Raw genomic sequence first — 20,952 nt, forward strand, 5'->3', positions numbered from 1 at the left:
GGGAACGTTTTGCCACGGAGCTGCGGTTATGGTATATTAGGCAGTGCCTAATTGGTTTAGGTGCTGCCTAATTTTATATCGGAGGATGGAACGACGCATGCTGACATGGATGCTGAAGCAGGTGATGGCGGACAAAGGCATACGTACAGGCGTGGAGCTCGCCAGGCTTTTATGGGAGAAGGCGGGATACCGGCTGTCTGCGCCGTCCGTCAGCGCGCTGATCAACGGCGAGCCGAAGCAGATGAAGGCCGATACGCTGGACGCGCTTTGCACTGCCCTGGACTGCAAGCCTGGCGATTTGTGGGCGCACACCCCCTCGCGCGTGCGGGGCGCTTCATGAAAGCGATCACCTCTGCGGTGTTGAAATTTGGCCCGTGGATTACCGCCAAATTTTCAAGAAATAGAAAGTGAGGAACAACCTATGACCGTAAAAGCGATTTTGCCCTTTGGCGACCCGGTGCTGCGCAAAAAGGCGAAGCCAGTGACCGAATTTAATGCAAGGCTGGCGCGCGTGCTGGACGATTTGCGGGAGACGCTGTATGCGGAGGAAGGAAGGGCTGGCCTGGCGGCGCCGCAGATCGGGATTTTGCGCAGAGTGGCCGTGCTCGATTGCGGCAGCGGGTTGATCGAGCTGATCAACCCGGAGATCGTCGAACGGCGCGGCGAGCAGACCGGACCGGAGGCGTGCCTGTCGTTTCCCGGCTATTACGGGCCGGTGAAGCGGGCTGCTTACGTCAAGGTAAGGACGATGGACCGCAGCGGAGCGGAGCGACTGATCGAAGCCGAGGACTACGTCGCCCGGTGCATGCAGCATGAGATCGATCACCTGGACGGCGTGCTGTTCATCGACCATGTGAAGGAACCGGTGCTAAGGCATGAGCATACCGGGCAAACCGTCCGGCTGCTGGACGTGATCGCTTTGTCGAACCGGAATTTGTAGGCCGGCCAGCAGCGCTTCTGCTCCCTTGTGTTGCCGGGTTTCATCTATGCATAGCAAGGGGATGGACCTTGAGATTTTAACGGCATCAGCTGTTCGGATGGGGGCGCTTCCGGTGGAGCATACTATAATCCAATGATCCAGGAAGAACAGCAGGTAAGCAATGCTTTGGAAGGGAGATGCGGGAATGAATCGCAAAGAGCTGGAGGAGCAGCTTGCCCAGACGCTGGAGGAAGGAGAGCTCGTCAAGCCGGATGCCGGGGAGACGGCCCGCCGCAAGCTGCCGCACAAGACGGAAATCCGCATTCAGACGCCGCACGATCCGATCCGCGAGGAGACCCGGCAATACCGGCGCATGGCACAGGAAATCGACGGGCGCTACGACAAATACGGCAGCAACGAGCCGAACGGGGACGGCCCGGCATCGGAGACGCAGAAGTGACCGGCGGGTCGCTTCTTTTTTTTTTGCGTAACCTTTCGCCTGGGGTTTGGTTAACGCTTGCCGCAAAGCTTATTCGACGTGAAAACGATTTGACATTGTACCGCATGCAAGCAGCCTTAATTCGCATGTTTGGCTACCCAATGCAGCGTTCTTCACGGCCGAAGCAACGGCAAGCGCAATATGAGCAGAGCCTGGACCGAAGCGGCGGTGTAGCGGGGAGCGGCATGCTTCTCCTTTGCTGCCCGCACCAGCGGCCCTGCTACGAGAAGGCTCGGCCAAACGCAAAACCGTCCTGACAACGATTGTCAAGACGGTTTTGCTATATTAACCGGCCGCGCCGCCAGCCGCCGGCTCCTTGTGCGAGCCTTCGCCGTCCGCTCCCGGTTCGGCATCGGCCTTCGGGCTGCGGTTGCTGGTGCGCAGCGGAATTTCTTTCAGGAAGAAAGCGAGCGCGAGCGCCGCGATCATGACGAATGTTCCGGTCAGAAACACCTGCGCCAGCGAGTGGCTCAAAGCGTCCCGCAGCATGCCGACCATCTGGTCGAACAACCGGTGCTGCTCCGCCGGCAGGCCGGCCTGGATGGCGGCGAGCTTCGGCTGATCCAGCAAAATTTGCGGGTTCAGGAACTCCTTGAACGTTTCGGCTGTCTGCGGGTCGACCTTGGACAGATCGGGCGCCTGGCCGCTGGCGGCGTACTCCGCCAGCCGCGAACGGATGCCTGCCGCCATGATCGTGCCCATGACGGCGATGCCGATCGTGCCGCCCATATTGCGGAACAGCTGGGACGAGGCGGTTGCGACGCCGAGGTCCTTCGGATCGACGGCGTTCTGCACGGTCAGCGAGAAGACCGACATGCCCGGCCCGAGACCGAAGCCGAATACGATCATGCTGGTCACGGCGAGCGCAATGCTGTGCGTAAAATGCATCAGCACCGTGCCGAGAACCATGACGGCGATGCCGATCAGCGCGTAGTTTTTGTATTTTCCCGTCCGCGTCATCAGCTGGCCGGTCAGCGTGCTCGTGATCATCATGCCGACCATCAGCGGCATCGTCACATACCCGGATACGGTCGGCGATACGCCAAGCACGCCCTGCGTCAAAAACGGCATGTACATGATCGCTCCCATCATGCCCGCGTTGATCATAAAGCCGACCGTGTTGGACACCGTGACGATGCTGTTGCGGAACAAGGACAGCGGCAATACCGGGCTCTTCGCCCGCGTTTCGACGAATAGGAACAGCGCCAGCGAAACGGCCGTGAAGGCGAACAAGCCGATTATTTGCGGGGAGCCCCAGGCGTAATTGGTTCCCGCCCATGAGAAGGCGATCAGCATCGGAACGATCGTCAAGGTCAGAAAGAGTGAGCCGAGATAATCGATCGACACCGCTTCCTTCCGCTCCACGCTCGGAAACAGCAGCCAAATCATGACGAAGGCGATAATGCCGAGCGGCAGGAACAGCCAGAACACCCAGTGCCAAGCCAAGTGGTCCACGACGTAACCGCCAAGCGTAGGGCCGACGACGCTGGAAAGCCCGAAGACGGCGCCCATAATGCCGGACCAGCGTCCCCTCTCCCGCGGAGAGAACAAATCGCCGATCGCCGTAAAGGCGGTCGCCATAATGATGCCGGCGCCGATGCCCTGCACGCCCCGGAAGGCGATCAGCTGAAAAATATCTTTGGATAACCCCGACAGGAAAGCCCCGATCATAAAAAAGACGATGCCGCTCAAGATGAACGGCTTCCTTCCGTATATGTCGGACAGCTTGCCGACGAGCACGGTGGCGATGGTCGATGTGAGCATAAAAATCGTAATGACCCAGGTGTAATAGTCGATGCCGCCGAGCGTGGCGATAATTCTCGGCAGCGCCGTTCCGACGATCGTCTGGTTGATCGCGGCGAAGAACATCGATACGATGATGGCGAACATGATGGTCATTTTGCGTTTGTGCGAAAGGTGTTCCACGAATCCGTTGCTCCTCTCTATGTGTGGATAGCCTGCAGCTTGGTGGAAAAAAAGAAAAAGCTCAGGCGAACCTGGCTTGCAAGCGGCATAACGTCATTTGCTTAGAATCGGCCTCAAATTGGTCGTAACGGTTCCTCCCTTGAATATTATAATTTACAAAATAAAATAATTAGCAAATAAGCATTTCCTAAATATATCATTTCCATGGGCAAAAGTAAATCGTTTTCTTTGTTGCCGAAGTTCCCGGCTTTGCTGCCATAGGCTGTTTGTCGACGCTCAAACGGACGACAGGCGCAACGGCTTTTCTTTAACGCCGCTTTGACAGCTGTTATAATGGATTGGAAAGATTCGAATCGAAGCCGGAAGGAGGGCGCTTGGCATGAGCGTGAAGGAAGCAGCGGAAAAGTGGATTTTTGCAGGTGATTTGGAAGCGCTTCAAAAGGAAGGCGTCAAGGTGGTGAAGGGCGGCATCGCCGTATTTTATCACGAGAACCAGGTCTATGCGGTCGATAACCGCTGCCCGCATCTCGGCTTTCCGCTTCACTTGGGGACGCTGTGCGACGGGATGCTGACCTGTCATTGGCACCATGCGCGCTTTGACGTATGCAGCGGGGGAACGCTCGATCCGTGGGCCGACGATGTGCCCTCGCACGAGGTCAAGATCGAGGACGGCGGCGTCTGGGTCAACCCGCGTTCCCGCTCCGAACGGCATGTCGAGCGGCATGTGCAGCGGCTGCGGGAGGGGCTTGAGCAGAATATCGGCATCGTCATTGCGAAGGCGGTCGTCGGCCTACTCGAGGCCGGCTACCCGGAGAAGGATATTGCCCGCATCGGCGTCGAGTTCGGCACAAGCGTCGCCGGCGGCTGGAACGCCGGGCTCACCATCCTGACCGCGATGACCCGCGTCCTGCCGAAGCTCGACAAGCAGGGCAAGCTGCTGGCGCTGTACCACGGGCTGCTGCACGTCGCACGCAGCAGCGCGGGCAGGCCGGAGCGGCGGCTGCTCAGCCGGCTGCCGGGCGACGAGGTGAACCCGGAGCGGCTCGCCGCCTGGTACCGCAGCTGTATCGAGGTCAGGGATACGCGCGGAGCCGAGCGCATCCTGCTGGCAGCCATCGACCGCGGCATGAGCGACGAGCGGGTGGCGGAGATGCTGCTGCTGGCCGTCACCGACCATTTTTATTTGGACGGCGGCCACACGCTCGATTTTCATAACAAGGCGTTCGAGGCGCTCGACTGGGCGGGCGAGGAGCGCAAGGTGCCGGTGCTGGCCTCGCTCGTGCCGCTGCTGGCTAGCCCGACCAGAAGTGAGGAGCTGCATCATTGGCAGGCGCCGATCAATCTGGTCGCCCCGCTCAAGGAAGCGTTCGCCAGGCTGGAGGCCCATCGTCCTGCGGCCCGGCAGCCGCTGGGTCCGGACGAAGAGGAGCAGCTGCTTGCCGCTTTGCTCGGCGATGACGTCCTTGGGACGTTCCGCCTGCTCACGGAACGGCTGGAGAGCGGATGCGATCCGGTCCAGCTGGCGCCGCTGGTGGCTCTGGCCGCCGCCGAGCGGATCGTCCGGTTCCATACGCAGAACGACTTCGGCGACTGGATTGCCGTGCTGCATACGTTCACGCACGCCCATGCCGTCTGCGAGGTGCTGCAAAGAAGCGCACATCCGCTCCTGCTGCGCGCGTTGTTTTACAGTGCGGCCGCGATTTATTTGGACCGGTTCCTGAACGTGCCCGCCGCTTCGCGCCCCAAGGGCGAAGGCAGCGGACCCGCGCCGCAAGCGGTGCAATTGCTCGAGCTGCTGGACCGCCGGCAGCAGGTGAACGAGACCGCCGAATGGGTGGCCGGATATTTGCGAAGGGGCGGCGACCGGGCGGCGCTGATCAACACGCTCGGCCATGCGCTGCTGCGCGAGGATGCGGAATTCCATTCGTTCCAAATGTACGAAGCGGCTGTCGTCGAGTACGATCGTTGGGAGAGGCGGACGGACGCGTTCGCCGAGCGCGCCAGGGAGACGCTGCTGCTGGCCGCTGCCCGCTATTTGGCGGCGCATGCGCCTACGGCGCGCGAGCTGCCGCATACGGCCCGGATCGCCTGGCGGCTTCATCGCGGCGAAAAGCTGTTTGAGGAGTAGGCCGCGTCACCTTTCTGAAGGGAGAGTCGGATGAAAGGCAAAAATATGAAGCTGAGAATCATCTGAATCATTCCGATTGCCGCCATGTATATCGCTTTTATCGTTCTGTCGGTCTTCGTGCTGATTCATATGGACGGAATTAGAGAAATCAACCAATTGGGAATGTGGATAGCGCTGCTGCTTCTCCTCCTGCTGACGGCGCTGTTCGGCACATTTCGGATTTTGGCGTGGATCAGGGAGGGCAAAATGTGAGCCACAGGCAGCCGAATGCAGCTTGCGGCTCCGTTCGGCGCGGACAGAGCCTCCTGTCTGCGCCTTTTTACTCCAATAGGAGCGAAGCCCAGAGGATGAACCCGGTCGTCAAGGGCACAATCGCTACCCCAACGATAACCGAGACGAGGAAGCCTCGGGTTTTGACGAAGCTTTTTACTCTACCAAGGTACGAAATGCGTTCATCATCATCGATTTGCCTCAGGCATTTCTGCAGCAAAGCTTCCGCTTCCTTCTCGCCGACTTCCTGCAATTGCTCCCACAGCTTCTCATGCAGAGCTTGAATGCGCTCGTAATGTTCGCTTTCTTTGAGTATAGCCAAGATCGCTAAGCCTCCTTACGACCCGGTCGAACGATAATGCTTGACCCCGAACTGCCACACCAGCAGGCACGGCACGATGAAGGCGACTCCCGCCAGGGGCGTCAGCATATAGAGCGTTTCGTTATGGGCTTCCGTTTTGTCCAAAATGTACATCAGCGGCAAATAGTTGACACAGCCGAACGGGATGACGTACGTGAAGAAGCGGGTCGCCCACTTGTGATAAATGTTCAGCGGGTACTGCGCCAGCTCGCGGCCGCCGTCCGTAAAAATATTGACGACCTCCAGGCCCTGAATCGTCCAGAAGCAGAGCGTGGCCGCGAGGATGAAGATGCCGGTAAAAATAAATATGCCGCTGATCACCATCAGGATCAAGGTGATGACCTTCAAGGCGGTCCATTCCACGCTGAGGCCGGACAGCGCCCACGCCAGGACGACGACGCCCTGGATCAGCCGGCCGAAGCGCGTAAATTCGAACTTCGAGCCGAGCACTTGCAGGGCGGTGCTGCGCGGGCGGACGAGCAGCCGGTCGAAGTCGCCGCCTGCCACCAGCGAGGAGAAGGCGTCGAAGCCGCGGGCGAAGCATTCGCTGATGGCGAACGCCATATGAATGACGGCGAAGCAGAGCGCCACCTCGTGGAAGCTCCAGTCTTGCAGTTGGCCGAACCGCTCGAACAAAAAATACAAGCCGGCGAATACCGAAAACGGAACGAAAAATTGGCCGATGGACAAAAGCCAGAACGACGTTCGGTACTGCATCTGGGCTTTGAACTGCAAGAGCAAATATTTGAAATAAAGCGTCAAGCGGATTTCACCCTCCTTGGACGACGACTCTGCGCAACGCCTTGTTCAGCGCCAGGCGGCCGAGCACGAATAGGGCGGCAAGCCAGACCAGCTGCTGGCCGATGCCGAGCAGCGCCTCATGAGCCGGTATATGTCCCGAATAGACGCGAAACGGCATGTCCGCTGTCAAGTAAAACGGCAGCAGGTACACGATCTGCTGCACCCATTCCGGCATGAGCGGGACGGGAACGACTCGGCCGGCGAAAAATTCCCCGATCAAGCTGAACACGAGCAGCGATCCGCTGGGCGACAAGGTGATGAACACGGAAATGTAGATGAACATGGAGATCGCCACCAGCAGCAGCATCCCGAGGATCAGCGAAACGAGAAACAGGACGAAAGCGGCGGGATCGGGCGGCAGCGACATCCGGTACGGCTCCGGCAGGAGGAAGGCGACGGCCAGAATAGGGAAGCAGCGCAGCAGCGCGCTTGACAGCCGCTGGGCCAGCAGCTTCGCATACCAGAAGCCGTACAGATCGGCCGGTCGGCACAGCTCGTAGGCGATATTGCCGCTTGTGATCAGCTGGAACAGCTCGTTATCGCGAAACCACAGCATGATCAGCGCGAGGAACGATTGCTGCAACCAAATATATGTAACCAGCTGCGGCAGCGTCATCGGCGGCATGGCGGCGGCATGGCTGTAGAAGGCTTCATAAATCATAATGAACATGAAGCCCCAGAAAAACTGCGTCGCCACTCCGGCGAAGGCGGCTGCCCGATACTGCATGCCGTGCAGCAGCCGAAGCTTGAGCACGGAAGAATAAGGCTTCATATCCGGTACTCCTTATATAGCTGCACGATGATTTCCTCGATCGGCTGGGCTTCGACCGACACGTCCTTCAGCTCGACCCGGCCGGACAATTCGCTGATCACGTCGGAAATGTTGGCCTGCTCCGTATCGACGCTCAGCACGGCTCGCTCGGGGGACCACGAGAGCAGCGAAGCGCCCTGAATATCGAACGGCGCCGCGGTTTCGGCGTAATCGGCCGTAATCGTCTTGCGCGTGCCGAACTGGCTGCGCAGCTGCGGCAGCTTGCCGTCGAACAGCAGGCTGCCGTTGCCGATCAGCAGAATCCGGTCGGCCAGCGCCTCGATGTCGCTCATGTCGTGCGTCGTGAGTATAATGGTGACGCCCTTCTCCTTGTTGATCGTTCTGATAAACTGGCGCACGGCGATTTTGGAGACGGCGTCGAGCCCGATCGTCGGCTCGTCGAGGAACAGAATGCTCGGGCCGTGCAGCAGCGAGGCGGCGATTTCGCAGCGCATCCGCTGCCCGAGGCTGAGCTGCCGGACCGGCGTGCCGAGCAGCGCCTGCAAGTCCAGCGTCTCGGTCAGCAGCTCGACGTTCGCGTCGTATTCCGCTTTCGGGATTTTGTAGATGTCGCGCAGCAGCTCGAAGGAATCGATGACCGGGACGTCCCACCAGAGCTGGGAGCGCTGTCCGAACACGACGCCGATATGCCGCACGTAGCTGGCCCGCTCTTTCCATGGCGTGTAGCCGAGGATGGAGCAGGTGCCTTGATCCGGGACGAGGATGCCGCTCATAATTTTGATCGTGGTCGATTTGCCCGCGCCGTTCGGCCCGATGTAACCGGCGATTTCCCCCGGCTCGATGCGGAAGGAAATGTCGTTTAGCGCCTGCACAGTCGTATACTCGCGGGAAAAAAGCGCTTTCGCCGCTTGCCTCAACCCGGCGGACCGTTTGGCCACCTTGAAGGATTTGTGTAAGCCTTCGACGGAAATCACTTGTCTGTTCGCCTCCTAACATTTTGTGGAAGGAAGGAGTATCATATCATTAGCGCCAAAGGTCTGTCAATCCTTTTTTTCGGTAAGCAAGCTCGGCGTTACGCTGAAGCGGTCCGGCCCCGGCCTGCTGCAGGTGCTAAGCTTAGGCCGGGACAGCCGCTGGCTCCGCGGGGAAACCAGCGGCGGGGCGGAAGCGAGAGGTTCGCGGCAGCGGGGAGAACGAGCGAGAGGGAGCGGGCGGATCAATAGGCGGATCAATAGGCGGATCAATAATCGTCGTAACGGCCGTAGCTTTTGGCGAAAGAGCGCATCCGGTTATAGGCTTTCCGGTCCAGCTTTTTAAGCGGACGAAACTGCGGATGGTTCGAGTTCACCTCCAGAATCCATAAGCGCCCGTTCGTATCGTAGGCGAAATCGATGCCCATCTCGCGCATGCCCGAACGCTTGCTGCTCAAATAGCGGGCGACGGCCTCGGCCTGCTCCGTCAAGCGTCCGATTCGTCCGTTTCGTTCTGCTTCCGGATAACCTTGCAGCTTCAGCAGCTGTTGAATCGTATAAAGCTTCCCGCCCTGATAATAATTGGTCACAATTTTGCGTTTGCTCCCTACCTTCACCATAAAGCCGGTACAAGTCCAGGGACCGCCTGGCCTGCGCTGCACCATGGCCCGAATGTCGTAAGGGCGGCCGCTTAACTTATCCAGGTTGATCGCCCGCTGAATAATGAATTTGGGCGGCTGTTTCGTTTTCAGGTGCTCGTATGCGCTGCCGAACGAGGCAAATCTTCGTTTTTTCTGCTGTTTGCCCTTGATATAAATCAGCCGGTATCCGCTTGACAGACGCTCAAGCTTGTGAACGCCGATGCCTTGGGAGCCAATGTTCGGTTTGATATACAGCGCGCGAAACCGCCTGCTCATGGAATGCAGGTTCGGGCGGGAAAACGATACGGTTAGCGGCACGAGCCTCCTTAATTCGGGGTGTCTCTTCAAATAGTTGCATACGCGCAGCTTGCCTGCGATGCGGTTGCTCTTGTATCGTTTCTTTGCCACTGCACATCACCTCAAACCTAATGTATGACAGGTCTCTTGGGAAAAATTGTGCGGATGTGCAGTTCAGCAAAGATTGGACGAATTGAATGGAGGCGGCGCATGGAGGATGGTATGGACGTGTGCGCCGGGGAAGGAGCCGGGGAATTATATCAGCTTGAATCGCCGCAGTTGGTCCCAGAGTTTCTCCTGCCGCAAAATTTCTTGCTGCCTCGGGCCGATCAGGTCGAAATGGGGATACGGAGGGCGATGGTGAATGTATTTCGGGTTCAGCCCGTGCTCGAGGCACCAGCGGGTCAGCCGCTCCACATCGGAGCAGCCGACCTTGGTCACGGTGCGAATGCCGGGAAAGCGGTCGTCCAGCCAGTAATGGGTCAAAAAGGCGATGTCGCCGCGGCTTACGGCTTCCTTCCAGCGCTTCAGTTCGTCTCGCGTTATGCCGAAGGCCATTGACTTTCGTACCATCCTTGTCTGCCAGGTTGTCTTTCTATTATTATAACAGGGATAAACGCCGATGACGAACGAATCCTTCGCCATCGGTCGTCTTCTTCGGCGAATGAAAATTTATCGGGGGATCACCGTCACATTTTTGAGATAGCGCGAACGCATCTTCGCTTAAAGAACAGGGGGGAGGGCATTGCCGGGGACGAAAGGCGTCATTTTTGACATGGACAATACGCTGCTGCATTCGCGGATCGATTTTTCCGCGATGAAGAACGAGGTTTATCGCTTTTTGGCGGCCCGCAGAATATTGCCGGAACCGTTCCCGGTGGCCAGGCATACGACAGCGACCATGATCGAGTACGCCAAAAGCAACGGGCTGTCCGAGGAGCTGTATGAAGAAGTGATGCGGATAGCGGCGCAGCATGAGCTGCGGGGGATGGAGGGAGCGGAGCTGGAGCAGGGCGTCGTCCCGCTGCTCCGTGCGCTTCGCCCCCGCTGCGCGCTTGCTGTCGTCACGAACAACTCCTTCGCCGCAGCGGTCAAAGCGCTTGAGGAGACAGGCATTGCCGGCTATTTCGACCTGATCGTCGGGCGGGAGCAGATGACTTCGCTCAAGCCGTCGCCTTCCGGTTTTTTGCTCGTTCTGGACACATTCCGGGAGATCGCTCCCCGGGAATGGCTCTCCGTAGGAGATTCGTGGATCGACGGCAAGGCGTCCGCCACTGCAGGGATTCCGTTCGTATGGTACTGCTCCCGCGGCGGGGAAATGCATGAACGGGGCGTGCATCCGATCGGCCGGATTGACGATATCCGGCAGCTTATGAAGTGGCTCGGGCCGCAATCAGCCCTTTAGCAGCAAAAGCACCGAACCGAGCAAAAAATACCTGTGTTTATCAATACGCCGCTTTTTTTGGAGTCAATCCATCGAACCGCAAAAATCGCCGATACCAGCAGAAAAAATAGGATAGTTTCAGTTCCATCTTTCCAAATAAAAAAAAGCCCCGATTACGGGGCATCGGCATCCATATTGTAAAAATTCAGGAACACGACGATAAAGCCGAGAATGACGTATAGACCGGCGAACGTCCACGAGAAACCGTAAATAAACGGGAACATGATGAAGCCGATGCCGGCAATGAACGAGGTCCATAACTGCCATGAGTTCCATCCCGCCTGGCCGATCGCCAGCACCGAAGCCGAAGCCAAAACAATTCCCATAATAAGACTCGTCCTCACTGCATTGCCATTGCCGCTAAAGCCGAGCAGCCAGGGAGCCAGTATAAAGAAAAGGCCAATCAGTGCGGACAGCACGTTGCGCGTCGTCAAGATGGGCACCTCCCGACAATAGGAAAATCGGAACCTTGTTCCGTAATACATTTATATGCAAGCGGTTACAAAAAGGACTGGACACGGGTCGTCCATTTTAAGAAAATGAGAATAGACGCCTATGACGAGCGACTCCTTTCGTCATCGGTCGTCACCTGCGGTGTTGAAATTTTGGTCGGCGGACTACCGTCAAATTTCAAGAGAGACGCCTATGACGAGCGACTCCTTTCGTCATCGGTCGTCACCTGCGGTGTTGAAATTTTGGTCGGCGGACTACCGTCAAATTTCAAGAGGGACGCCTATGACGAGCGACTCCTTTCGTCATCGGTCGTCACCTGCGGTGTTGAAAATTCAGCGTATGGATAGCGCAGAACTTTCAAGATCGAACGCTTCGTTGCCGCTGCCGTCTGAGGCGAGTCCCTGCAACGACGCGATATTGTACGGAGCAAGTCGATGTGATATGATGGGAACCATTCGCGGTCAGCCGCCGGCGGAACGGACAAGCTATCTTAGCGGCGGACAATGAGAAGATATTGCAGGGGACAGGTGAACAACGCAATGAATGATTTCCTGCTGGCGTTTGATGTAGGCAATACGAACATAAAGATCGGCGTTTATGAAGGGGAGGCGTTGCGGCATGTCTGGCGCGTCGCGACGCAGCGCGAGATGACCTCGTACGAGCTGTGGGAGGTCGTCGGTCGCCTGCTGCAGCGCAGCGGGATCGATCCCCGCAAGTTCGACGGCATCGTCGTCAGCTCGGTCGTGCCGCCGCTCATGACGGCGATTCGCGAAATGGGCGAGCGGTATTTCGGCCAATCGCCGCTTGTCGCCGGGCCGGGGGCGAAGACGGGCCTTACGATCCATACGGATCAGCCTGCGCAGACGGGGGCGGACCGGATCGTCAGCGCCATGGCGGCAGTCGAGCGGTACGGTGCGCCGGTGATCGTGTTGTGTCTCGGAACGGCCACGACGATCAGCGTGGTGGATGATCGCAAGCGCTTCCTCGGCGGCACCATCGCCCCGGGGGGCATGATATCGGCCGATGCGCTGCTGGAGCAGGCGGCGGTGCTGCCGTCCGTCGACTTTATGGACGTGCCGAAGGGCATCAGCCTCAGTACGGAGGACAGCATGAAGTACGGCATCCTGGTTGGGCTGGCCGGGCAAATCGACGGCATCGTCTCGCGGATGAAGGAAGAGATGGGGCTGCCGTTCACCGTCGTCGCCTCCGGCGGAATATCCAGGCTGATTTCGCCTTATTCCAAAACCGTTCAGCACACGCATCCCGATCTTGTCCTGGAGGGACTGCCGCTGCTCTGGCGGCTGAACCGGTAGCAAGCCGGCCGTTGTGCGCTTCAACCGCGCTGCCGGTTTCGTTCATGGATACGCCATAGACCTATGTCCCGACCGCGTGCCTCTTTTTCGGTCTGTTTGCCCATGAAATAGCATAAATAACACTGGTAAGTGTTTGCTATTTTTTGAGGATGAACAGACAGAGAGGTGGGGCTTATGGGGAACAAGGTGGCCATACTTGGCGGAGGAGTGGCCGGTTTGTCGGCGGCTCACGAATTGATGGAGCGCGGCTTCGACGTCGAAGTCTACGAAGGCAAGAACATTCCCGGAGGGAAAGCGCGAAGCATGCCGTTTGAAGGCTCCGGGAAGGAGAACAGGCATGATTTGCCGGGGGAACACGGCTTCCGGTTGTTTCCCAAATTTTACAGGCACATCATCGACACCATGAAGCGTATCCCGTACGGCCGTCGGACCGTATACGATAACCTGGTAGAAGTGGCCAGGCTGAACCTCTCGACGCATTCGAATCCGATGGTCGAGCTCGTCTCCAGATTAAGCTTTGCCATTCACGACATCAAGGCGATGCGGAAGGTATGCGATAACGAGCTGGAGCTGACGCGCAAAGATCTGAAGCAGTACATCGCCAGGCTGTGGCAGATCATGACGAGCTGCAACGAGCGCATAGAGAACGAGTATCAGGATATGCCGTGGTGGGAGTTTATCGATGCCGATCGTTACTCCCCTTCGTTCCGCAAGGTGTTCGGGAATATTACGAAGACGCTTATCGCCTGCAAGGCGACGAGAGCCAATACGAAAACCGTCGGGCGAATCGCTGCGCAGATGACCCTGGATATATTGACGCCGGGTATTTCGTTCGTCCGCATTCTGAACGGCCCGACCAACGATCGCTGGATCGACCCGTGGGTAAGCTATTTGCGCCGCGGCGGCGTGAAATATCATACGAACGCGAAGGTGGAGCGCCTCTGTTTCGGGAACGGCGACCGGGTTGAAGGCGCTGAAGCCGTCATCGGCGGGAAGGGCGCCGACATCCAGGCAGACTATTATATTTGCGCGTTTCCCGTCGAGGTCATGGCCGCTTTCGTTCCCGACGAGGTGGCGGAGGCTCACCGCGATCTGGCCAATATTCGCACGCTGGCCCGGTCGATCGACTGGATGAACGGCATTCAGTTCTATTTGAAAGAAGACGTCCCGATCACGCCCGGTCACGTGCTCTACTTTGATTCGCCATGGTCGCTGACGTCGATCTCGCAAGCGCAGTTTTGGCCGAATTTCGATTGGAGCCAATACGGCGACGGACAGGTCAAGGGAATCATATCGGTCGATATATCCGATTGGGAGACGAAAGGCGTGCTGTTCGGCAAGCCGGCGATGCACTGCTCGCCGGAGGAGATCAGGCAGGAGGTATGGGAGCAGCTCAAGCGCGGCCTCAATGTCGGACAGACGATCCTGAGCGACGACGTGCTGCATTCCTGGTTTCTCGATACGGACATTCAGTTCGTTAACCCGCACACCGCCGTCAATCTGGAGCCGATGATGATTAACGAGGTCGGCACCTGGAGGCTGCGGCCGAATGCCTATACGAGTGTGCCGAACCTGTTTCTGGCCAGCGATTATGTGAGAACGAACACGGATCTCGCGTGTATGGAAGGCGCGAACGAAGCGGCTCGCCGGGCGGTCAACGCCATTTTGCAAGCTTCCGGCTCCAGGGCGAGGCCGTGCAAAATATGGAAAATGTACGAATACAAGCTGCTGGGCATCGACCTGCTCGCTCCGTGGCGGGCAAGCGATCGCCGCCGCTTTCGGCATGGGCTTCCCTGGAACGGCCGCATGTTCAAATAACGAAGCAGGCGGGCCGTTCTCCGGGCCTTGTCAAGCGCGAACCGACGAAGCTTCCTCGCCGGGAACGACCGCTTGCCGCTATGTAAGGAGGAAAGATCAACCTTCGCGAATGCACTCGCCGCCTGAGGGCTGGGACTGCTTGTTTCGATTTCAGGCTTCGCCTCGCCGAAGATTCATCCCCAACCTGCAGAGGAGGGGGACTTTTCCCGCCAAAATGCAAAACGTTCGCAATTCTGTTCGGCTTTTTCTGGGATCTTTTTCTTCTTATTCCTTTTTTGTATAATGATATAAGATCATTGTTCCGCTGTGAAAAAGGGGATAGCGTATGTTGGCGAACACGGACTACGAATTGACGGAACGCCTGCATGAGGGCCGCTCCACGGTCATTTACCGGGCCAGATCCAGGCGTACGGGCGAACGGTTCATCATCAAGCTGCTCAAGTCGGAGCATCCCCTTCAGGTGAATGCATCCAGACTAAAGAAAGAGTACGAGCTTATGCAAGGATTGCATGCCGACGGCATCGTAAGGCCTGTCGAGCTGCTGCCTTATCTTAACGGTTATGCTCTGGTGCTGGAGGATTTCGGAGGAGACTCGCTGCAACAGATCATTGCGTGCCGCCCGTTTGAATTGGCCGTATTTCTCGATATCGCCATCCAGCTCGTCGCCATTATCGGTACGCTGCACCGCAATAAAATGATCCATAAGGACATCAAGCCGAAAAATATCATCGTCCATCCGGAGACGCTGCGGGTCAAGCTGACCGACTTCGGCATCGCCACGCGGTTCGCTGCCGAGCTGCAGGAGCCGATCGCGCCGAAGGAGCTGGAGGGCACCTTGCATTACATGTCTCCGGAGCAGACGGGCCGCATGAATCGGACGATAGATTATCGCACCGATTTCTATTCGCTCGGGGCTACCTTCTATGAGATGCTCACCGGAAATCCCCCGTTTCAGGCGACGGAGCCGCTTGAGTTGATCCACTGCCATATCGCCAAATCGCCGATTCCTCCCTATCTTGTCAACGAGCAGGTACCTAAAGTCGTTTCGGACATCGTGATGAAATGCCTGGCCAAGAACGCGGAGGACCGCTACCAGAGCGCTTATGGGCTGCAGGCCGACCTGGAGCGGTGTCTGCGGGAGTACCGCATCGGAGGCACAGTGCCCGAATTTCCCGTCGCCTCCTGCGACAACAAAGACGTGTTTCATATTCCGCAGCAGCTGTACGGACGGAAGGAGGCGTTCCGGCGGCTCTGCGCCGCATACGATCGGACCGGATACGGCGAACGGGGCTGCGTTCTGGTCAGCGGACGTGCCGGGATCGGCAAATCGAGCCTGATCCAGAGCATGGTCAAGAAGGTGTCACTGGACAGAAACCTGTTCCTTTCCGGCAAGTTCGACAAGCTCCAGAGCCACATTCCGTATTATGCGGTGATTCGCGCGTTTCGGGGGCTTGTTCGGCAGCTGGCGTCCGAGGACGAGGAGCAGGTAGAGGAATGGACGCGCAAACTGCGCGGCTCGCTGAAGGAGAGCCTGCACGTGCTGACGGAGGTTCTGCCCGAGCTGGAATGGCTCGTCGGCCGCCAGCCGGCCGTTTCGCTGCCGGCTGCCGATGCGAAGAACCGGTTTCATTACGCCGTGCTTCATTTTTTGCAGTGCTTTACGGAGAAAAGCCGCCTCGTGCTCTTCCTCGACGATCTGCAGTGGGCGGATGCCGGATCGCTGCAGCTGCTTCATTTTCTGAGCTTGAAGGCATCCATCCCTTCGCTGCTGATCGTCGGCGCTTACCGGGAGGAGGAGCTGGCGTCCGCGCACTCGCTCGGCTGGCTGGTCGGGGAGCTGCAGCGCTCGGGGGCGGCCGAGACGATTGCGCTTGCGCCGCTGGCGGCGCCGCACGTGGAACAGCTTATCTGCGATACGCTGGGCTGCGTCGCCTCGCACGCCCGCAGTCTGGCGGCCAAGGTGATGGAGAAAACCGGAGGCAATCCGTTCTTCGTCAAGCAGTTCCTGACGGAGCTGGTCGACCGGAAGCTGCTTCGCTTCGACTATGGCCAGGGCGTCTGGGTCTGGAGCGAGGAGGACATTGCCGCGCTGAAGGTGACCGATTACGTCATCGGCTTCATAGGGGCCAGGCTCGGCCGCCTATCCGGGGAGACGAGACGGGCCGTACAGCTTGCTGCGAGCATCGGCGATCCGTTCGATCTGCCCACCGCCTCCGCGCTGCTGAACGCGCCGGAGGATGCGGTCCTGCAGGCGCTGGACGAGGCGATGCGGGCGCAGCTGATCACCCCGATCGGAGGCGGCAGATTCGCCTTCCTGCACGATAAAATCAAAGAATACTGCTACTTCTCCTTATCCGCCGAGGAGCGGACCTGCGCCCATCTTCGGCTGGCGAAGCTGCTCCTGAAGGAACGGGAGGCAAGCGGCACGGACGATTCGTTGTTCGCGCTCGTGCATCATTACAGCTTGTGCCTGGACGCGCTCGTCTCCCGGGAGGAGCGGGAGCTCGTCGCCGGGCTGATGCGGTCTGCGGGGCACAAAGCGAAGGCTTCGGCCGCCTTCGCTTCCGCCTCCGAGTATTTCGCGAACGGCATCCGCCTGCTCGGCTCCGCGTGTTTCGAGGAGCGGTACGAGCTCGCCTACGGCCTGCATCTGGGCCTATTGGAAGCCTCGTTCCTGAACGGCCGGTTCGAGGAAGCGATCGAGCTCTTCGGCTGGCTGAAGGAGCAGGCGAGGTCGGCGGCAGACCGGGCGGCGGCTTATACCGTGATGGTCAATATGTATACTCAGATGGGGCAGCACGAAACGGCTGTCCGCATCGGCATGGAGGGGCTGGCAGAGTCGTTCGGCATCCGGCTGACGAACCGTCCCGGGCGTTTCGATCTGATCAAGGCGGTCGTTCCCATTCGTTCCCGGATGGCGATCAAGAAGATCGATGCGCAAAAACCGCCGTTTGCCCGAACTCAGGAAAAAACGGAAGCTCTGCTCAAGCTGATGATGGATACGAGCACGCCCGCTTATTTTACCGACTCGAGCCTGTATTTGCAGATCATGCTGCGGATCGTGTCGCTGTCGCTGCGGTACGGCTGCTTCCCCGAGTCGTCGAACGCCTTCAACGCTTACGGGCTGCTGCTCGGCTCCGGCTTCGGCCAATACTCCAAGGGCTACGAGATGGGCCGGCTGGGACTCGCGCTCAGCGAACGTTTTCAGCATCCGGCGCTTCGTTGCAAAAGCAATTTTACATTCGCCGTCTTCATTCAGCCGTGGAATTGGCACGCCCGCACGTCCGTCGACTATTTGTGGGCGTCGTATCACGCCGGGCTGGAGGCGGGCGATCTCGTCTATGCCGGCTATGCGGTCACCTATGTGATTCTTGTGCTCGATTTTATCGGGAAGCCCTTGCACGATCTGCTTGACGAAATGGAGCGGCTTACGCCTTTTTTGCGGCAGACGCAGAACCCGGACACGGCGCATATGATCGGCATGCTGCGTCGCGTCGTCTGGAACTTGACGGGCAGAAGCAGCCAGCCGCTCATCATCGGCGACAGCCCCGAGGAGGAAGCGGCGCGGCACGTAGCGCTGAAGGGCAGCCTGAACCAGGTCATTCTGCAAGTCTACTATATGAAGAAAATGCTGCTCTATTATCTGCTCGGCGAATACGATGCCGCGTTCGACATGGCCGAAAAGTCCGAATCGGTCATCGGCGCCTCCTTCGGGCTGTTCCATGCGGCGGAGCATGCCTGCTTGTCGGCGCTCACCATCGCCGCGGTGCTGCCGCGGCATTACGGCGCGAAAAGGCGGAGGCTGATGCACGAATTATACGATCGCGAGCGGCGGCTTAAGCGGTGGGGGCTGCACGCTCCCGACAACTACCGGCATCTGTACCTGCTTGTCAAGGCGGAGCGGTGCCGGCTGCAGGGCCGCAGCAAGGAAGCGGAGCGGCACTACGAGGAGGCGGTGGCCGGGGCGGCGGGACAAGGCTACATCCAGTTCGCCGCCATCGGCGCGGAGCGGGCTGCCATTTTCAGCGAAGCGATGAAGCGCAGCCATGCGGCCAAATCGTTCATGACAGAAGCCTATAATCTGTATGTGCACTGGGGGGCGAAGGTGAAGAGCGATCAGCTGGAGCGGCTGTATCCGCACCTGCTGTACGCCCCGGCAATTCCCCGCGTCCGGCAAGCAACGACGACGGCGACGACCACGCTGTCGCATAACTCGCTCGATCTGGCTACCGTCGTTACCGCCTCGCAGGCGATCTCCGAAGAGCTTGTGCTCGGGCGGCTGATCGAGAAGCTGATGACGATTTTGATGCAAAATACCGGTTCGACGCGGGGCGTGCTGATGATGAAGCAAAAAGGCGGGCTGTTCGTCGAAGCGGAAGCGGACACGGGGGAAGAAGAAGCGCTTAAGCCGGTGCGCCTGCTCGAGCCGGTCGATGTGCGCGACTTCGGCCGCGTCCCGCTGTCGATTATTTACCGCGCCGCCCGCACCTATGAGCATGTTGTCATCGGCGATGCGGCTCATGAGGGGATTTTCGAGAACGACGCCTACATCGCGCGCTACAAGCCGCGTTCCGTCCTGTGCGCTCCCATCATGCACCAGGGGCAGCTCAATGCGCTGCTGTACTTGGAGAACCGGCTCGCTTCCCATGCGTATACCGAGGAGCGGCGCATGATCGTCGATATTTTGGCCGGACAGGCCGCGATCTCGATCGAGCATGCCAAGCTCGTTTCGCTGCTGGAGGAGAAGGTCAAGGAGCGCACGGACGAGGTGATCCGCATGGAGGAATCGCGCAGAAAGCTGCTGTCCAACATTTCCCACGATCTGCGCACGCCGCTCACTTCCATACAAGGGTTTGTGGAAGCGATGCTGGACGGCGTCGTAACGGAGCCGGAAGCGAGGGACAAATACTTGCGCGTCATTCATTCCCGCGTCATCAGTATCCAGAGCCTGATGCAGGATCTGATTCAGCTGAGCAAGATGGAGTTGAGGCAGCTGCCGCTCAAAAGATCGGCGCACCCGGTTCCCGCGCTTGTGCGCTATTTGTACCAGAAGCACGAGCTGGACGCGGAAAAAGCCGGCATCGCTTACGAGCTGGCGCTTCATGAATCGCTGGAGCGAAGGGCAGGGCGGGACGAAGGAACGGAGCCGTGCGTAATGGTCGATGCGGAGCGGATCGGCCAGGTGTTCTCCAACCTGGTGTACAACGCGATCCGCCATACGCCCCGGGGGGGAAGCATCCGCATCTCGGCCAGGCTGGAAGCCGACGGCAGCAAGGTGCTGCTGCAGGTTGCCGATACCGGCTCGGGCATTGCGGACGAAGACCTTCCGTACATTTTCGACCGCTTCTACCGGGGGACCAAATCCCGCAGCTCCTCGGAGGGCGGGAGCGGGCTCGGGCTGTCCATCGCCAAGGAAATCATCCATTTGCACGACGGCCAGATTTGGGTAGAAAGCTGCGTCGGTCAAGGGAGCACGTTTTATTTTACGCTTCCCGTGACACGGTCGACCGAGCCGGCGCACGTCGTCCGTTGACCTTGGATAAAAGCAGAATCGTGCATAAAGACAGCGGTTTCACCTCTTTATCCGATGAGCGGCGGCATAGAGAGTGCGCGGCTCGTCGCCGTGCGAGCCGCGCGACAAGCTGCCCGGCTCGCTCGGCGCCTGCTTGCGCTAGTTCATTTCGATCCTTCGCCGGCTTCGTGCCGGAGGGAGGATTTTTTTGTGGTGATAGACCGGGATGCCTCCCCTCATGCGAACATTCGGGACAGTCCCTTAACGCGCTTACGGCTCATTGCCGGGCAGCGCTGCGCTCGAAAGCGACGATCCAATCGCCCTGCACGGCCGCGTATCCGGCGTCTCCTTCGACGAGGAGGCCGTACAAGCCTTTGACATCCAAATATTCCTTCCGTTCGCCATTGTCGAACTCCAGTGTAATGTAATAATACGTGCGCGACGAATGCATCGGATGCATCGTGCCGTTCGCCTGGTGGTGCATGTTGGTATGCGTCCGAACGTCCATCCGTTTGGCCACGACCCGGGCGTATACGGATTCTCGCGGCGAGCTGGCGTTTTTGACGTAGCGGGCGCCGTTCAGGATCAACCCGCCGATGACGATGACGAAGACAATTCCGATCAAGATCGGGACAAATGTAAACATCACATCCCCCATACCTCCGAACGGGGACGATGGAAACGGATCGAAAGAAACATTCATAGGCATCTTCCTCTGTCATGGATATATTGTCATTACGCAAGCAGCGTCTTTTCGTTTCGGAAAATTGTGGGAAAATGCATTTGTAATTGTGACAATTTTGGAGTAATATATCTCATGTTATTTC

General features: G+C 58.6%; 18 protein-coding genes. 9 read left to right on the top strand and 9 right to left on the bottom strand.

Annotation, left to right across the window (positions count from 1 at the left end; translation table 11 throughout):
- The first annotated feature begins 97 nt into the window (after positions 1 to 97).
- The 3 genes from F591_RS0100700 (at position 98) to F591_RS0100710 (ending at position 1,379) form a co-directional block, all read left to right on the top strand.
- On the top strand, positions 98 to 340 hold the full coding sequence (locus tag F591_RS0100700; protein WP_019532654.1) for a helix-turn-helix domain-containing protein: 243 nt from the start codon (positions 98 to 100) through the stop codon (positions 338 to 340).
- A gap of 81 nt (positions 341 to 421) precedes the next feature.
- Entirely contained in the window at positions 422 to 940 is a 519-nt protein-coding gene (def, locus tag F591_RS0100705; protein WP_019532655.1) for a peptide deformylase, read from the top strand.
- Positions 941 to 1,124: 184 nt separating this feature from the next.
- The gene (locus F591_RS0100710; protein ID WP_019532656.1) at positions 1,125 to 1,379 is read left to right on the top strand and encodes a hypothetical protein; all 255 of its coding nucleotides are present in this window, start codon (positions 1,125 to 1,127) and stop codon (positions 1,377 to 1,379) included.
- 324 nt (positions 1,380 to 1,703) lie between these two features.
- Here the strand turns inward: F591_RS0100710 and F591_RS0100715 are convergent, their stop codons facing one another.
- The gene (locus F591_RS0100715) at positions 1,704 to 3,344 is read right to left on the bottom strand and encodes an MDR family MFS transporter (RefSeq protein WP_019532657.1); all 1,641 of its coding nucleotides are present in this window, start codon (positions 3,342 to 3,344) and stop codon (positions 1,704 to 1,706) included.
- A 379-nt stretch (positions 3,345 to 3,723) separates the two neighbouring features.
- Between F591_RS0100715 and F591_RS0100720 the strand changes: the two genes are divergently transcribed.
- A complete protein-coding gene (locus F591_RS0100720; protein ID WP_019532658.1) occupies positions 3,724 to 5,472 on the top strand; it encodes a Rieske (2Fe-2S) protein in 1,749 nt (582 codons plus the stop codon).
- An 84-nt stretch (positions 5,473 to 5,556) separates the two neighbouring features.
- Positions 5,557 to 5,724: a hypothetical protein gene (locus F591_RS31125; RefSeq protein WP_019532659.1), complete on the top strand. Its 168-nt coding sequence runs from the start codon at positions 5,557 to 5,559 to the stop codon at positions 5,722 to 5,724.
- Between the two features lie 67 nt (positions 5,725 to 5,791).
- Here the strand turns inward: F591_RS31125 and F591_RS0100730 are convergent, their stop codons facing one another.
- The 6 genes from F591_RS0100730 to F591_RS0100755 all read right to left on the bottom strand — a co-directional run bounded on the left by F591_RS0100730 (position 5,792) and on the right by F591_RS0100755 (position 10,143).
- Complete coding sequence (locus F591_RS0100730; RefSeq protein ID WP_019532660.1) at positions 5,792 to 6,064, bottom strand: hypothetical protein; 273 nt, start codon at positions 6,062 to 6,064, stop codon at positions 5,792 to 5,794.
- Positions 6,065 to 6,079: 15 nt separating this feature from the next.
- The gene (locus tag F591_RS0100735) at positions 6,080 to 6,865 is read right to left on the bottom strand and encodes an ABC transporter permease (RefSeq protein ID WP_019532661.1); all 786 of its coding nucleotides are present in this window, start codon (positions 6,863 to 6,865) and stop codon (positions 6,080 to 6,082) included.
- Between the two features lie 7 nt (positions 6,866 to 6,872).
- A complete protein-coding gene (locus F591_RS0100740; protein WP_019532662.1) occupies positions 6,873 to 7,676 on the bottom strand; it encodes an ABC transporter permease in 804 nt (267 codons plus the stop codon).
- Positions 7,673 to 8,650: an ABC transporter ATP-binding protein gene (locus F591_RS0100745; protein ID WP_019532663.1), complete on the bottom strand. Its 978-nt coding sequence runs from the start codon at positions 8,648 to 8,650 to the stop codon at positions 7,673 to 7,675. The genes F591_RS0100740 and F591_RS0100745 overlap by 4 nt, the downstream gene beginning before the upstream one ends.
- A 266-nt stretch (positions 8,651 to 8,916) precedes the next feature.
- The gene (locus F591_RS0100750; protein ID WP_019532664.1) at positions 8,917 to 9,696 is read right to left on the bottom strand and encodes a YheC/YheD family protein; all 780 of its coding nucleotides are present in this window, start codon (positions 9,694 to 9,696) and stop codon (positions 8,917 to 8,919) included.
- Between the two features lie 144 nt (positions 9,697 to 9,840).
- The gene (locus tag F591_RS0100755) at positions 9,841 to 10,143 is read right to left on the bottom strand and encodes a hypothetical protein (protein ID WP_019532665.1); all 303 of its coding nucleotides are present in this window, start codon (positions 10,141 to 10,143) and stop codon (positions 9,841 to 9,843) included.
- 187 nt (positions 10,144 to 10,330) lie between these two features.
- Between F591_RS0100755 and F591_RS0100760 the strand changes: the two genes are divergently transcribed.
- The gene (locus F591_RS0100760; protein WP_019532666.1) at positions 10,331 to 10,990 is read left to right on the top strand and encodes an HAD family hydrolase; all 660 of its coding nucleotides are present in this window, start codon (positions 10,331 to 10,333) and stop codon (positions 10,988 to 10,990) included.
- A gap of 152 nt (positions 10,991 to 11,142) precedes the next feature.
- Here F591_RS0100760 and F591_RS0100765 read toward each other — a convergent pair whose 3' ends face one another.
- Positions 11,143 to 11,463 (bottom strand): SPW repeat protein, encoded by a 321-nt coding sequence (locus F591_RS0100765; RefSeq protein WP_019532667.1) that lies wholly within the window; start codon positions 11,461 to 11,463, stop codon positions 11,143 to 11,145.
- A gap of 558 nt (positions 11,464 to 12,021) precedes the next feature.
- Between F591_RS0100765 and F591_RS0100770 the strand changes: the two genes are divergently transcribed.
- The 3 genes from F591_RS0100770 to F591_RS0100780 all read left to right on the top strand — a co-directional run bounded on the left by F591_RS0100770 (position 12,022) and on the right by F591_RS0100780 (position 20,146).
- Positions 12,022 to 12,795, top strand: coding sequence for a type III pantothenate kinase (locus F591_RS0100770; RefSeq protein ID WP_019532668.1), 774 nt, complete (start codon positions 12,022 to 12,024; stop codon positions 12,793 to 12,795).
- Between the two features lie 174 nt (positions 12,796 to 12,969).
- Complete coding sequence (locus tag F591_RS0100775) at positions 12,970 to 14,613, top strand: hydroxysqualene dehydroxylase (RefSeq protein ID WP_026326282.1); 1,644 nt, start codon at positions 12,970 to 12,972, stop codon at positions 14,611 to 14,613.
- Positions 14,614 to 14,938: 325 nt separating this feature from the next.
- Complete coding sequence (locus F591_RS0100780) at positions 14,939 to 20,146, top strand: protein kinase domain-containing protein (protein WP_019532670.1); 5,208 nt, start codon at positions 14,939 to 14,941, stop codon at positions 20,144 to 20,146.
- A gap of 256 nt (positions 20,147 to 20,402) precedes the next feature.
- Here the strand turns inward: F591_RS0100780 and F591_RS0100785 are convergent, their stop codons facing one another.
- Positions 20,403 to 20,771 (bottom strand): DUF2500 domain-containing protein, encoded by a 369-nt coding sequence (locus F591_RS0100785; RefSeq protein WP_156829411.1) that lies wholly within the window; start codon positions 20,769 to 20,771, stop codon positions 20,403 to 20,405.
- Between the last annotated feature and the right edge of the window lie 181 nt (positions 20,772 to 20,952).

Source organism: Paenibacillus ginsengihumi DSM 21568, assembly GCF_000380965.1.
In the GTDB taxonomy this organism is placed as follows: Bacteria; Bacillota; Bacilli; order Paenibacillales; family NBRC-103111; genus Paenibacillus_G; species Paenibacillus_G ginsengihumi.